Annotated in this window: 12 protein-coding genes; 3 read left to right on the top strand and 9 right to left on the bottom strand. The window is 70.5% G+C overall.

Annotated elements, in window-relative coordinates; all coding sequences use genetic code 11:
* Positions 1–147 precede the first annotated feature (147 nt).
* Complete coding sequence (locus CG719_RS15485; protein WP_376492152.1) at positions 148–528, bottom strand: hypothetical protein; 381 nt, start codon at positions 526–528, stop codon at positions 148–150.
* 353 nt (positions 529–881) lie between these two features.
* Between CG719_RS15485 and CG719_RS15480 the strand changes: the two genes are divergently transcribed.
* Together CG719_RS15480 and CG719_RS15475 are read left to right on the top strand one after the other, a co-directional pair.
* Positions 882–1,409 carry a universal stress protein gene (locus CG719_RS15480; protein WP_100569206.1) on the top strand — a complete coding sequence of 176 codons (528 nt, stop codon included), beginning with the start codon at positions 882–884 and terminating at the stop codon, positions 1,407–1,409.
* 139 nt (positions 1,410–1,548) lie between these two features.
* Positions 1,549–2,115, top strand: a complete 567-nt coding sequence (locus CG719_RS15475; RefSeq protein ID WP_100569205.1) for a GPR1/FUN34/YaaH family transporter — start codon at positions 1,549–1,551, stop codon at positions 2,113–2,115.
* 201 nt (positions 2,116–2,316) lie between these two features.
* Here the strand turns inward: CG719_RS15475 and glmS are convergent, their stop codons facing one another.
* Together glmS and CG719_RS15465 are read right to left on the bottom strand one after the other, a co-directional pair.
* A complete protein-coding gene (glmS, locus tag CG719_RS15470) occupies positions 2,317–4,134 on the bottom strand; it encodes a glutamine--fructose-6-phosphate transaminase (isomerizing) (protein WP_100569204.1) in 1,818 nt (605 codons plus the stop codon).
* Between the two features lie 13 nt (positions 4,135–4,147).
* Positions 4,148–4,405 (bottom strand): hypothetical protein, encoded by a 258-nt coding sequence (locus CG719_RS15465; RefSeq protein WP_100569203.1) that lies wholly within the window; start codon positions 4,403–4,405, stop codon positions 4,148–4,150.
* Positions 4,406–4,712: 307 nt separating this feature from the next.
* Between CG719_RS15465 and CG719_RS15460 the strand changes: the two genes are divergently transcribed.
* Positions 4,713–6,302, top strand: coding sequence for a beta-N-acetylhexosaminidase (locus CG719_RS15460; protein ID WP_100569202.1), 1,590 nt, complete (start codon positions 4,713–4,715; stop codon positions 6,300–6,302).
* A gap of 103 nt (positions 6,303–6,405) precedes the next feature.
* Here the strand turns inward: CG719_RS15460 and CG719_RS15455 are convergent, their stop codons facing one another.
* From CG719_RS15455 to CG719_RS15430, 6 genes are all read right to left on the bottom strand, one after another.
* Positions 6,406–8,175 (bottom strand): IucA/IucC family protein, encoded by a 1,770-nt coding sequence (locus CG719_RS15455; protein WP_100569201.1) that lies wholly within the window; start codon positions 8,173–8,175, stop codon positions 6,406–6,408.
* The gene (locus CG719_RS15450) at positions 8,172–8,702 is read right to left on the bottom strand and encodes a GNAT family N-acetyltransferase (RefSeq protein WP_100569200.1); all 531 of its coding nucleotides are present in this window, start codon (positions 8,700–8,702) and stop codon (positions 8,172–8,174) included. Before CG719_RS15450 ends, CG719_RS15455 begins: the two co-directional genes overlap by 4 nt.
* The gene (locus tag CG719_RS15445) at positions 8,699–9,982 is read right to left on the bottom strand and encodes a lysine N(6)-hydroxylase/L-ornithine N(5)-oxygenase family protein (RefSeq protein WP_199836650.1); all 1,284 of its coding nucleotides are present in this window, start codon (positions 9,980–9,982) and stop codon (positions 8,699–8,701) included. The genes CG719_RS15450 and CG719_RS15445 overlap by 4 nt, the downstream gene beginning before the upstream one ends.
* Positions 9,966–11,408: a lysine decarboxylase DesA gene (gene desA / locus CG719_RS15440; RefSeq protein ID WP_100569199.1), complete on the bottom strand. Its 1,443-nt coding sequence runs from the start codon at positions 11,406–11,408 to the stop codon at positions 9,966–9,968. The genes CG719_RS15445 and desA overlap by 17 nt, the downstream gene beginning before the upstream one ends.
* 120 nt (positions 11,409–11,528) lie before the next feature.
* Positions 11,529–12,383: a siderophore-interacting protein gene (locus tag CG719_RS15435; RefSeq protein ID WP_100569198.1), complete on the bottom strand. Its 855-nt coding sequence runs from the start codon at positions 12,381–12,383 to the stop codon at positions 11,529–11,531.
* A gap of 66 nt (positions 12,384–12,449) precedes the next feature.
* Positions 12,450–13,499 (bottom strand): ABC transporter substrate-binding protein, encoded by a 1,050-nt coding sequence (locus CG719_RS15430; RefSeq protein WP_100569197.1) that lies wholly within the window; start codon positions 13,497–13,499, stop codon positions 12,450–12,452.
* Positions 13,500–13,834: the final 335 nt, after the last annotated feature.

Raw genomic sequence — 13,834 nt, 5'->3', positions numbered from 1 at the left:
GTCGTGGTGGCCAATCCCCGTAGGGTGCGCGGGGTCGCCGAGGCCCTTTCCTTGCAGGTGGAACGGGGGGTGGGGGGTGCTTCGGCCGGAGAATGCACAGATTCGAGAAGTTGGCTGAAAAGATGCGCCTGCGTGCGCAAAAACCGGTCAGCCGACCGGTGCCGTTCCGCCCGGGTCCCGAGCGCCGCGGTGTGCCCCGGGTTCCGTCCTGTGGTGGCGGCCGTGGTGCGCAGCGCGTTCCTCGGCGCGGAGCCGGGCCGCCGCGCGCTCGGAGCGGCGCAGCAGTACGCCACAGGCGCCGGTGGCGGCCGCGAGGCCCAGGCCGGTGCCGGCGGCGCCGGCGAACGACGTGCCGTACCGGAGCAGGACCAGTGGGACGAGGGCGGAGGCGAAGGCGGCCCAGTGCACCACCTCACCCGCGGTGTCGCTCACCGTGGCCCCGGGGGTCGCGGTGTCCTGCCCGGTGTCCGACGCGCTGTCCCACGGGGGAGGCAGGCCTCGGTCGGGGACGGTACGGGGTCCGGGCACGGCGTGCTCCCTACGGCGGCGGCTCCCCGGGATCAACGCGCGTTCCAGGGGTCGGTCACTGTGCGGCACCGGGGCGGGCTCGCCGCGGCCGCCCGCCGGCGCCCTCCGCTACCGTGTTCCCACCCGTCGCGGAAAGTGAATCCCGCACAAACCGCCTGTACGGGGCAGCAACCATTGCGTTACGGGCGTGGCTCGTGCATGCTCCGGGGAACCGCCACGGAGAGTGCGCGGGATCTGGGCTAAGGAGGCGTGCCGCCGTACCCTTGGGGGTATGGGGACGGGAAGACCATTCCCGGACACAGCTTCGCCGCAGACTGTCGTCCCCGACAAAGGATCACCTCGCCGAGACAGCCATGGCCGGTCACGAATTCTTCGAACCCGCGGACCGCAAGCGACCGCTCGCCGACCCCACGGCGGCCGATCCCCTGGCGGCGGAAGAGTCACGCCATCCCTGCGATCCGGCGTTCAAGCACGGCGTCGTCGTCGGCTTCGACGGGTCCACCTCCAGCGAACGTGCCCTCGCCTACGCGATCGGCATGGCGCATCGCACCCACTCGGGCCTGATCATCGTCCACGTCGCCAACCGGCTGCCCACCACGGTGTGGGCGGGGTGCGAGCCCCCCGTCTTCGTGGACGTGCCGGACCACCGCACCGAGGTCCTCGGCCTCGAACTCGCCTGCGCGGAGTACCTGGCGGAGGTGCCGTGGATCCTCGTCGAGCGCGGCGGCGACATCTGCCACGAACTCGAAGAGGTCGGCAAGGAGTATGAGGCGGACGCGATCGTCGTGGGCTCCACGCACGGGATCGTGGGGCGCCTGTTCGGCTCGGTGGCGGGCCGGCTCGCCAAGCGCGCGCAGCGGCCGGTCGTCGTCATCCCCTAGCCGGCTCCCTCCGCTGACTCCCCTTCTCTTCACGGCGCGTACGTTTCCGCGAAAATACCGGCACGCAGAGGTGTTTGTGCCCTTGTGAAGGGCATATACCGGTCACCGCACAACTGCGCAGGCATGAAGGGAGCTTGCCGTGGCCAACGACGTCTCTGCGGGAAGCACCACGACCACCATCCTCGGCCGACTCGCCCTCGGTGTGACCCTGCTGGCCTTCGGCCTCGGGTACACCGAAGTCATCAACGGAGTGACGGCGAACGACGCGGTGACACTCGCTCACTATGTGGGCGGCGTCGCGCTGTTCGTCGCCGGACTGCTGGCCTTCCGCGATCGCGACACCGCGACCGGTACGGCCTACGGCGCACTTGGCGCCCTCTGGTTCACCTGGGCCGTCTCGGCGGGAAGCCAGGTGTCCGCCAACGGCGCGGGACTCTTCCTGCTCCTGTTCGCCCTCGTGGCCCTGACGTTGACGCTCGCCGCCGGCGATGTCCTCGGCCAGGGCACCTACGGTCTGTTCTTCGTCTCTCTGGTGCTGCTCGCCATCGCACGGTTCGCCGACACCGGCGGTCTGGCGAAGGTGGGCGGCTGGTTCGCCGTGGCGGCGGGAGCGGTCGCCTGGTACGCGGCGACGGCGGCGCTCGCCCACTGGCCCACGGAACTTCCGCGACGCGCTGCGGGCCGGAGGGTGACGGCCACCGGTTAGCCGCGCAGGCTGGGGGGTTGGAATGCTCCCCGGCCATGGAAACGGACCCCCGCGTGGTGGGAGGCACACGTGGGGGTCCGTTTCTCATGGTTCTGCCCGTGCGGGCGCGTTGGGGTTGCTCGCGCCCACGCGGCGGAGCCGCATGTCGATGCAGCCCCGCGCCCCTTTGGCGCCCCTGCGGGGCGACCTACAGGGGGGCTGCTACTCCACCGTCACCGACTTGGCGAGGTTCCTGGGCTTGTCGATGTCACGGCCCAGGGCCAGGGCCGTGTGGTAGGCGAGGAGTTGGAGGGGGATGCCCATGAGGATGGGGTCGAGCTCGTCCTCGTTCTTGGGCACGACGATCGTCTGGTCGGCCTTCTCCTGCTCCTGGTGGGCGACGGCGAGGATCCTGCCGCTGCGGGCCTTGATCTCCTCCATGGCCGCGCGGTTCTTCTCCAGCAGGTCGTCGTCCGGCACGATCGCCACCGTCGGCAGGGCGGGCTCGATCAGGGCCAGCGGGCCGTGCTTGAGCTCGGAGGCCGGGTAGGCCTCGGCGTGGATGTAGGAGACCTCCTTCAGCTTCAGGGAGGCCTCGCGGGCCACCGGGTAGCCCCGGACCCGGCCGATGAAGAGCATCGAGCGGGCGTCGGCGTAGTCCCGGGCCAGCCGCTCGATCTCCTCCTCCTGCTTCATGATCTCGGAGATCTGCTCCGGCAGCTTGCGCAGGCCCTCGATGATCCGCTTGCCGTCGCGCACCGACAGGTCGCGGATGCGGCCCAGGTGCAGGGCGAGCAGCGCGAAGGCGACGCAGGTGTTGGTGAAGCACTTGGTGGACACCACGCAGACCTCGGGCCCGGCGTGGACGTAGACGCCGCCGTCCGCCTCGCGGGCGATGGCGGAGCCCACGACGTTGACGACGCCGAGCACCCGCGCGCCCTTGCGCTTGAGCTCCTGCACGGCCGCCAGCACGTCGTACGTCTCACCGGACTGGGAGACCGCGATGTACAGCGTGTCGGGGTCGACCACCGCGTTGCGGTAGCGGAACTCGGAGGCCGGCTCGGCGTCGGCGGGGATGCGGGCTAGCTCCTCGATCATCTGGGCGCCGATCATGCCCGCGTGGTAGGAGGTGCCGCAGCCGAGGATCTTCACCCGGCGCACCGCGCGCGCCTCGCGGGCGTCGAGGTTGATGCCGCCGAGGTGCACCGTGGCGAACCGGTCGTCGATCCGGCCGCGCAGCACCCGGTCCACGGCCTCGGCCTGCTCGTGGATCTCCTTGTGCATGTAGGTGTCGTGGCCGCCCATGTCGTAGGAGGCCGCCTCCCACTCCACGGTGGTCGGCTCGGCGGTGGTGCGGGTGCCCTCGGTGGTGTACGTACGGAAGTCGTCGGCCTTGAGGGTGGCCATCTCGCCGTCGTCGAGGGTGACGATCTGCCGGGTGTGGGTGACCAGCGCGGCGATGTCGGAGGCGACGAACATCTCCTTCTCGCCGATGCCGAGCACGACCGGCGAGCCGTTGCGGGCCACCACGATGCGGTCGGGGAAGTCGGCGTGCAGGACGGCGATGCCGTAGGTGCCCTCGACCATGCGGACGGCGGCGCGGACCTTCTCCTCCAGCGTCTTGGCCTCGGAGCGGGCGATGAGGTGGGTGAGCACCTCGGTGTCGGTCTCGGAGAGGAACTCCACGCCGTCCGCCTGAAGCTTGCGGCGCAGGTCGGAGGCGTTGTCGATGATGCCGTTGTGCACGAGGGCGACCTTGTTGTCGGCCGACATGTGCGGGTGGGCGTTCACGTCGGAGGGGGCGCCGTGGGTGGCCCAGCGGGTGTGGGCGATGCCCGTGGTGCCCTTGAAGCGCGCCGGCACCTTGGCCTCCAGGTCGCGGACCCGGCCCTTGGCCTTGACCATCTTCAGACCCGCCGTCTTCGGCGAGGTGACGGCGATGCCCGCGGAGTCGTAGCCGCGGTACTCCAGACGCTGAAGGCCTTCCAGGAGCAGGGGAGCGACGTCACGCTTGCCGATGTATCCGACGATTCCGCACATGTACAGGTACCCCTCAGCCGTAGACGATCCGGCGCAGCTGCCGGAGGGAGAGTTCCGGCGGTGCCACCGCGCGGTACTGCAGGTCCGCCCCGATCCGTTCGAAGATCTCCGCGTTCACCAGGCCCTGGGCCTGGAGCTCGCGGTGGCGGCGACGGACGAACCCCTCGGTCGTCTCGTCGAAGTAGGCGAGCACGTCCTGGACCACCCGGAGTGCCTCGCCCCGGTTCAGGGGCGTGGACCGCGTCAGATGATCAACAAGTTCGTCGTGCACCCCGTGGATTCTGGAGTAAGGGGCGGGCTTTCGCAAGAAACCTGCCCGATTTCGGGCAGGAGAGTGCCGGTGGGGCTGTTCGGGGCGGCCCGCGGTGATGCCGGGGAGCGCGAGCGCGCGGGCCCCGGGTGCCGCCGTCCAGGACTGACCCGCCGTCGCTCTGGATGATTTCCGTCATCGGGAGATTGTTTCGCCGCATCTGCGGGAGAGTGGTCTATACCGTCGGGGCTCCGTGGAGTCCCCGAGCCGAACGAAGGGAGCGCATGTGAGACGGCACCACAGCACGACTCCCCGCGGGATCCGGAGGATGCCCAGGACCAGCCGGGCCCTGGGTTCGCTGCTGCTCGTGGCCGCGGCCGGGGCCTTCGCCATGGGCGCGGCGCCCGCCGGTGGGGCGGCGCCCGCGCCGGCCGCGACACCGCTGGGCCAGGTGGTCCCGGCCCCGGCCTCCGTCCAGGCGGGCGGAAACCCGTACCGCGTCACGGCGGGCACCCACATCCGCGTCGACGGCTCCCCGGAGGCGCGCCGGGTGGGCGAGTACCTCGCGGACGTCCTGCGGCCCTCCACCGGCTACCGCCTGCCGCTGACCACCCAGGGCAAGGGCGGCATCCGCCTGCGGCTGGCCAAGGGGGCGTACGGCGCCGAGGGCTACCGGCTGGACAGCGCGGCGAGCGGGGTGACGATCACCGCGGGGGAGCCGGCCGGCCTCTTCCACGGAGTGCAGACCCTGCGGCAGCTGCTGCCCGCCGCCGTCGAGAAGAAGTCCGTGCAGCCGGGCCCGTGGCTGGTCGCCGGCGGCACCATCCAGGACAGCCCGCGCTACGCCTACCGGGGCGCCATGCTCGACGTCTCCCGGCACTTCTTCACCGTCGCGCAGGTCAAGCGCTACATCGACGAACTCGCCCTCTACAAGATCAACGAGCTGCATCTGCATCTGAGCGACGACCAGGGCTGGCGCATCGCCGTCGACTCCTGGCCGCGCCTGGCGGCCCACGGCGGCTCGACGCAGGTCGGAGGCGGCACGGGCGGCCACTACACCAAGGCCGACTACCGGGAGATCGTCCGCTACGCCGCCTCCCGCCATCTGGAGGTCGTCCCCGAGATCGACATGCCCGGCCACACCAACGCGGCCCTCTCCTCCTACGCGGAGCTGAACTGCGACGGCAAGGCTCCCCCGCTGTACACGGGCACCGAGGTCGGGTTCAGCTCGCTGTGCGTGTCCAAGGAGATCACCTACGACTTCGTGGACGACGTCGTCCGCGAGCTCGCCGCCCTCACCCCCGGCCGTTACCTGCACATCGGCGGTGACGAGGCGCACTCCACCAGCCACGACGACTACGTGAAGTTCATGGACCGGGTGCAGCCCGTCGTCGCCAAGTACGGCAAGACGGTGATCGGCTGGCACCAGCTGACCGGCGCCACCCCGGCCAAGGACGCGCTCGCCCAGTACTGGGGCCTGGACTCCACCAGCGCGGCGGAGAAGGCCCAGGTCGCCCGGGCCGCGCAGAACGGCACCGGGCTGATCCTGTCCCCGGCCGACCGGGTGTACCTGGACATGAAGTACACCAAGGACACCCCGCTCGGACTGGCCTGGGCCGGCTATGTCGAGGTGCGGCGGTCCTACGACTGGGATCCGGGCAGCTACGTGCCGGGCGCGCCCGCCTCCGCGATCCGCGGTGTCGAGGCGCCGCTGTGGTCGGAGACCCTGTCCACCTCCGCCGACATCGACGCCATGGCCTTCCCCCGGCTGCCCGGCGTCGCCGAACTCGGCTGGTCGCCCGCGGCCACGCACGACTGGGACACCTACAGGACGCGTCTGGCGGCCCAGGCGCCGCGCTGGGACGCGCTCGGGATCGGCTACTACCGCTCCCCGCAGGTGCCCTGGCCGGCGCGGTAAGGACAGCGGCGGGAAGAGCGCCAGGAACACACGCGACAGGAACACACGCGACGGGCACCCCGGAGGACCGTACTCCGGGGTGCCCGTCCGTCCGGGCCGGAACTCAGCGCCCCGCGAGGGGGTTGCGCAGGGTTCCGACGAGCTGGAGCGCCCCGGAGGGGTCCGCGAGGTCCACCATCTGCCGGTTGTCGCGCAGTTGGAGCCGGTTGAGGCAGGACAGCGCGAACTCGGGGGCGAACAGGTCGTACCGCGCGAACTTCCAGGCGAGTCCGGGCACCGACTCCTGGTACTCGCGGACCGCCTCGGCCACCGCCTGCCAGAAATCGTCCTCCTCCAGGATCCCCTCGGCGGCGAGAGTCGCGGCCAGGAAGCGGAAGAAGCAGTCGAAGACGTCCGTGAACAGGGACAGCAGCTTCTGCTCGTCCGGGACCTCCACCCGGATCCGCCGCACCTCGGGCGGCAGCGCGGCGTCCGGGTCGAGCACCGCGATCTCCTCGGCGATGTCCTTGAAGACCGCCCGCCGCACCTCGCCGTCCTCAAGCACCAGGATCACGTTCTCGCCGTGCGGCATGAACACCAGGTCGTAGGCGTAGAAGCTCTGCAGGAGAGGGGTGAGGTAGGCGCGCAGATAGCCGCGCAGCCACTGCCGCGGGGACAGTCCGGAGCGCTCGATCAGGGCACCCGCGAAGGACGCGCCCTCGTGATCGACGTGCAGCAGCGAGGCCATGGTGGCCAGGGACTCGCCGTCCCGCAGCGAGGGCACCGGGCTCTCACGCCACAGCGCGGCCAGCATCTTCCGGTACGGCGAGTAGCGGTCCGTCGCCTCCTCGTACTCCAGGTGCCGGTAGCCGACGGCCGCCCGCTCGCGGATGATCGTCAGACCGGTCGACTTCAGCACCGGATCGTCGGCGATGAGCTGGGCCAGCCAGTCGTTGATGGCCGGGGTGGCCTCCATGTAGGCGGCCGACAGCCCGCGCATGAAGCCCATGTTGAGCACGGACAGCGCGGTCTTGACGTAGTGCCGGTGCGGGTTCGTGCGGTTGAAGAAGGTCCGGATGGACTGCTGGGCCAGGTACTCGTCGTCGCCCTCGCCCAGGCAGACCAGGTGCCTGCGGGCGATCTCGGCGGCGAAGGTGACGGTGAGCTTGTTCCACCACTGCCAGGGGTGGACGGGCATGAGCAGGTAGTCGGCGGGGTCGAGGCCCTGGCCGGTGAGCCGGGCGTGGAAGCGCTCGACGGTCTCCGCGCCCAGCTCCTCGCGCAGGAACGCCTCGTACTCGATGCCGACGCCCGCCGTGAACGCCGCCCGTGAGCGGTGCGCGGCCAGCCACACCAGCCGGACGGGGCTCGCGGTCTCGGGGGCGTACGACAGGTACTCGTGGACCCCGAAGCCGAGCCGCCCGTTGTTGGCGACGAAGCAGGGGTGGCCCTCGGTCATGCCGCTCTCGATGTCCTGGAACGAGCCCTTCGCCAGCTCGGCGGAGGTGACCTGCGGCTTGGCCAGCTTGTAGCAGGTGCTCGCCAGGGTGGAGGAGATCTCCTCCAGGTAGACCGGCAGGATCTCGTCGCTCAGTCCCAGTGACGCCTTGAACTCGATGAAGAAGTCCAGTGCGGCGAGGGGCAGTTCGGTGCCGTCGCGCCGGCGGGTGATCGAGTCCGGGTCCACCTGCCAGTGGTCGAGGGCGCGGCGGACGGCGGTGAAGCGGTAGCGGGTGAGACCGTCGTCGCTGTTGACGGCGAAGTGGCCGCCGTCCGGCCGGGGGGCGAGCAGCCGCTCGTGCGTGAACTCGGCGAGCGCCTTGCGTATGAGCAGGCGGTTGGCGGTCTCCCAGTGCTCCGGGGAGAGGTGGGACACGGCGTCGGCGAGGGTCATGCGGCCACCCCCGTCGCCGCGGTGAACCGCTCCCGGGTGCAGAAGCTCAGCAGGGCCGTCTTCTCGGGCTTTTCGACCTCGCGCTCCGGCACGAACCCGACGGCCGAGTTCAGCGCCTGCACGGCCGTGTTGCGCACGTCGGGCTCCACCACGACCCGTCGGATCGCCGGATCCTCGAACAGGTGCCGCATCACGGCGGTGAGCACGGCCCGGGTGAACCCGTGCACGGGCGTGTCGGTCGGCGCGACCAGGAAGTGCATGCCGACGTCACCGGGCTCCGGCTCGTACAGCCCCACCAGCTCGCGGTGGGCCGGGTCGTACCGCTCCATCAGGAAGGCGGGCTCGCCGTCGTGCAGGCCGACGAAGGCGTCGTGGTGGGGGTCGGCGGCGATCTCCATGTAGGCGCGCTCGACGTCCGTGAGCGTCGCGTCCTGCATCATCCAGAACGTCGCCTTGGGGTGGGTGACCCAGCCGTGCAGCAACTCGGCGTCCTTCAGCGGGTCGAGCGGACGGAACGTGAGGGTCATGCGGCGAACTCCTGGAAGGCGATGGACTTCTCGACCGGGTAGTGCTCGGTGCCCAGCAGCTCGCGGATGATGCAGCTGTTGCGGTACGCGCCCATGCCCAGGTCGGGGCTGGTGACGCTGTGGGCGTGCACGCCGCCGTTCTGGAGGAAGACGCCCCGGCCGGTGACGTCGATGGCGTAGTTGCGGCCGATGTCGTGGTTGCCGTGGGAGTCGTAGCGCAGCCGGTCCCGGATCGGCTTCAGGAACTCCGGTTCGGCGTACCGGTAGCCGGTGGCCAGGACCAGGCCCTCGGTGCGCAGCTCGAAGTCCTTCCCCTGCTCCTCCTGGCGGAAGGTGAGGGTGTAGGCGCCGTCCTGGTGAGTCGCTCCGGTGAGCGCGGAGTTGGTGAGCAGACGGGTGGGGACCGGGCCGGAGAGGTTCTTCTGGTAGAGCAGGTCGAAGATCTCGTCGATCAGGGTGCCGTCGATGCCCTTGAACAGGCCCTTCTGCTGCTCGGTGAGGCGGTAGCGGGTCTGCTCCGGCAGCGCGTGGTAGTAGTCGATGTACTCCGGGGAGGTCATCTCCAGGGTGAGCTTGGTGTACTCCAGCGGGAAGAACCGCGGGGAGCGGGTGACCCAGTTCAGCCGGTAGCCGTGGACGTCGATCTCGCCGAGCAGGTCGTAGTAGATCTCGGCGGCGGACTGGCCGCTGCCCACCAGCGTGATCGACTCCTTGCGCTGGAGCTCCGCCTTGTGCTCCAGATAGCGGGAGTTGTGCAGGAAGTCGCCGGTCAGGCCGCGGCAGGCGTCGGGGAGGTAGGCAGGTGTGCCCGTGCCGAGCACCAGGCGGCGGGCGCGGTACGCGGCTCCGGTGTGCGTGCGCACGGTGTACAGCTCGTCGCCCTCGTCGTACGTCACCTCGGTGACCGTCGTGCCGAAGCGGACGCTGCTCAGCCGGGACGCGGCCCACCGGCAGTAGTCGTCGTACTCGACGCGCAGCGGGTAGAAGTTCTCCCGGATGTAGAACGAGTACAGGCGGCCCTTCTCCTTCAGGTAGTTGAGGAAGGAGAACGGGGAGGTCGGGTCGGCCAGGGTGACAAGGTCCGACATGAACGGGGTCTGGAGGTGGGCACCGTCGAGAAACATGCCCGAGTGCCACTCGAAGTCGGGCTTGGACTCCAGGAAGACGCCGTTCAGTTCGGCGATCGGCTCGGTGAGGCAGGCCAGGCCGAGGTTGAAGGGGCCCAGGCCGATGCCCACGAAGTCATGGGTCTCGTACGGGGCTTCAGGACGCGCGCTCAAGGGACTCTCCCAGGTACTGCTCGGCGTGGCCGGCGATCAGATCGAGGACGGCGGTGAGGTCGTCGGTCGTGGTCTCGGGGTTGAGCAGGGTGAACTTCAGGTAGTGGCGGCCGGCGACCTTGGTGCCCGCGACCGCCGCGTCGCCGGAGGCGAACAGGGCCTTGCGGGCGTAGAGGTTGGCGCGGTCGATCTCGCCCGGGTCGGTGACGGCCGCCGGGATGTAGCGGAAGACCAGGGTGGACAGCGACGGTTCGACGACGACGTCGAACCGCGGGTCGGAGGCGAGCAGTTTCCAGCCCGCGGCGGCCAGGTCGCACACCTCGTCGAAGAGCTGCCCGATACCGTCGGCGCCCATCACGCGCAGGGTCATCCACAGTTTCAGGGCGTCGAAGCGGCGGGTGGTCTGCAGGGACTTGTCGACCTGGTTGGGGATGCGCTCGGTCACCGCGCGGCGCGGGTTGAGGTAGTCCGCGTGATAGGTGGCGTGCCGCAGGACCGAGGCGTCCCGGACCAGCACGGCGGAGGAACTCACCGGCTGGAAGAAGGACTTGTGGTAGTCGACGGTGACCGAGTCGGCGCGTTCGATGCCGTCGAGCAGTTCGCGGCGGGTGGGGGAGACCAGCAGGCCGCAGCCGTAGGCCGCGTCGACGTGCAGCCAGGTGCCGAACCGTTCGCACAGCTCGGCGATCTCGGGCAGCGGGTCGATGGAGCCGAAGTCGGTGGTTCCGGCGGTGGCGACCACGGCCATCGGGACCAGTCCGTCGCGGTGGCAGCGCTCCAGCTCGTGGGCGAGCGCGAGGGTCTGCATGCGCTTGTCGTGGTCGACCGGGACGACGACCACCGACTCGGCTCCGAGACCGAGCAGTCGCGCGGACTTGCGCACACTGAAGTGGCTCGCTTCGGAGGTGAGGATCCGCAGCTCGGAGAGCGGGGTGCCGCCGGCCTCCTCGCGGGCCAGCAGCAGCGCCTGGAGGTTGGACTGGGTTCCGCCCGAGGTGAACACTCCGTCGGCACCGGGGCCGAGGCCGATCCGGGCGGCCGTCCAGTCGATGAGCTTGCGCTCGATCAGGGTGCCGCCCGCCGACTGGTCCCAGGTGTCGAGGGAGGAGTTGACGGCCGACAGCACGGCCTCGCCGAGCACCGCCGGGATGACGACGGGGCAGTTGAGGTGGGCGAGGTAGCGGGGGTGGTGGAAGTAGACGGCGTCCTGGAGGTAGACCTCCTCCAGCTCGTCGAGGGCCGCCGTGGTGTCGTTCAGCGGCCGGTCCAGGTCGATCCGCTCGATGCGGGGGGCGAGGGCGTCGGGGGTCACGCCCGTGAACGGCCGGTCGGTGGCGGCCAGTCGGGCGGCCACCCGCTCCACTCCTTCTTTCACGGACCGGCGGTAGTGCTCCGCGGTCAGGTCGTTGAGCAGGTGTGAGCGCATGTGGGGGGTCCTCCGGTGGGGTGGGGACGGTCCATGTGGGACGGGAAAGCGGCGCGCGATTACTTAGGTTAGCCTAACCTAAGTTGATCTATGTCGGGTGTTGCCCCGCCGTGACCGGTGTCACTCCTGCGTGCGCAACTGCTCCTCGCTCAGACCGTGCCGCCAGTAGCCCACGAAGGTGACGCGGCGACGGTCGGTCCCGCGCTCGCCGACGAAGTGCCGGCGCAGCGCCCGGACGCACCCGGACTCGCCCGCGAGCCAGACGTACGGCCGCTCGCCGATGGGGAGTCGGGTGCCGCGCAGCGCGTCGAGCGCCATCGGGGACCCCTCCGGGCGGCCGGGTTCGCGCACCAGCCAGGTGACATCGGCGTCGGCGTCGGTCGCCACGTCCTGGATGTCGCCCGTGTGCCCCACCTCCAGCCAGGCGCGCACCCGCGTGCCGGCCGGCAGGGACTCCAGGATCGCGGTCGCGGCGGGCACGGCGGTCTCGTCGCCCCACATCACCACCAGATCGGTGTCCTCGGGCGGGCGGAAGCGGATCGCCCGGTTGTCCGCGACCGCCGGGCCGAGCAGCAGGACGCGGTCGCCGGGCGTGGCGTGGGCGGCCCAGCGGGACGCGGGCCCGGCGGGTACCGCGGCGCCCGGCTCCAAGCCGTGCAGGGCGAAGTCGATGTCGATCTCGTCGGGGCCGCGGCGCAGCGACCGCAGGGTGTACGAACGCATCACCGCCCGTACGTCGTCAGGGAGTTCGCGCCAGCCCTGCCACCAGCTGTCGCCGAGTTCGAGCGGCACCACCGGCTCGGTCTGGCCCGGCTGCGGCAGGAAGAGGGAGAGGGACTGGTCGCGTCCGTCGGAGTGGAAGGCGTGCAGGTCGGGCCCCGCGAAGGTGACCCGGACGAGAGACGGGCCGAGCCGCCTCGCCCGTACGACCTGGAGGGAGAAGAAACGGAACGGGGCGGCCACGGCCGTCGTCATGGAGGCTCCTGAGTCGGCGTCAGGGGGCGTGCATGTGGGGGGGTGGTGGAGCGGAGGCGGAGCGGGTCAGGCGACCTTCTTCGCCGTCTCGATGGCCTTCGCGAGGTCCTCGAGCAGCGGGGCGCACTTGTCGTAGGACAGGATCGGCTCGGGGTTGCGCGCGATGACCTGCTGCGCCTTGACCGCGGGGAGCTTCTTCCAGGTGCCCTGGGTGATGTCGGGGGGCTGGATGGCCGAGGTGCGGTTGTCCATCATGATGATGTCCGCCGCGTACTTGTCGGCGTTTTCCCAGCTCAGGGACTCGTACCAGCCGCCGCCCTCCTTCTTGGCGCTCTCCGGGGGCTCGACGAAGTTCACGCCGAGTGCCTTGAAGTACTCCAGGTCGATGGAGAGGTTGGTGCCGGAGACGTAGAACAGGTCCTGGCTCGCGGAGCCCGCCAGTACCCTGATGTCCGGCTTCGCCCGGGCGGCAGCACGCAGCCGGGCGGCCGCGTCCTCGAACCGCTTCCTGGCCTGCTTCACCTTGTCGCCGGTGACATCGGCGCCGAGCGACTTGGCCAGCGCGAGCATGCGCTCCAGCGGCTCCGTCAGCTGCCGGTCGTAGACGGAGACCCCGACGGTGGGGGCGCCGACGGCGAGGATCTTCTTCGACGACTCCTCCGGGACGTACCAGAGGGTGCCCGCGTCGTCGAACATGGTGGAGACGAGCAGGTCGGGGGCGAGGGACGCGTACTTCTCGATGTTGAACTGGCCCCACTCGTTGCCGAGCACCGTCACCTTGCTGACGTCCATGTCGCCGGCCTGCACATCGGCCTTGCCGTCCTTGGTCGTCGTCGGGCCGAAGACGCCCTCGACCCGGACGCCGTAGTCGTGCAGCGCGGCGGCGACCCCGACGAAGGCGACGATGCGCGAGGGGGTCTTGTCGGCCTTCACGGTCTGCCCGCGGTCGTCCTTGAACGACCACGTGCCGGACGCGCCCTTGGCCGCCTTGCCACCCGAGCCGCCGCTTTTCGCGTCGCCGTCACCGCAGGCTGCGAGCACGGCACCGAGGCCGAGGGCGCCGCCCGCGGTGAGGATGCCGCGGCGGGAGAGAAGGGTGGCACGGGCGTTGGGCATGGGTGTGACTGCTTTCGAACGGGGCGGAGCGCCCGCCGGACAAAATCGAAGCCAGGTTAGCCTAACCTTAGTGATTGTCCAACGGTCGTCCGCCTCGATCGAGGGCATGGACGCGCGGCCGGGCCGATCGCCTCACGGGGCTCCGGGGCGGCCGAATGAGGGGGCCGGTGCCTCAGACGGCGGCGCGCTGCCTGCGGCCCAACGCCTCGGTGGCGGTGCGGCGTTGGCCGGACAGGACGTCGACAGGCGCGCCGGCCCCCCTTGCCGGGCCGCGCGTCCCAGCCGCGGACTGTGCTGTCCTGCGGTGCCGTGCACGCTCGCGCCACGCCGTACGG

The organism is Streptomyces sp. CB01373, from assembly GCF_002803075.1.
Taxonomy (GTDB): domain Bacteria; phylum Actinomycetota; class Actinomycetes; order Streptomycetales; family Streptomycetaceae; genus Streptomyces.
The sequence above is the reverse complement of the archived record's forward strand: the minus strand, read 5'-3'. Positions and strand labels throughout refer to the sequence as shown.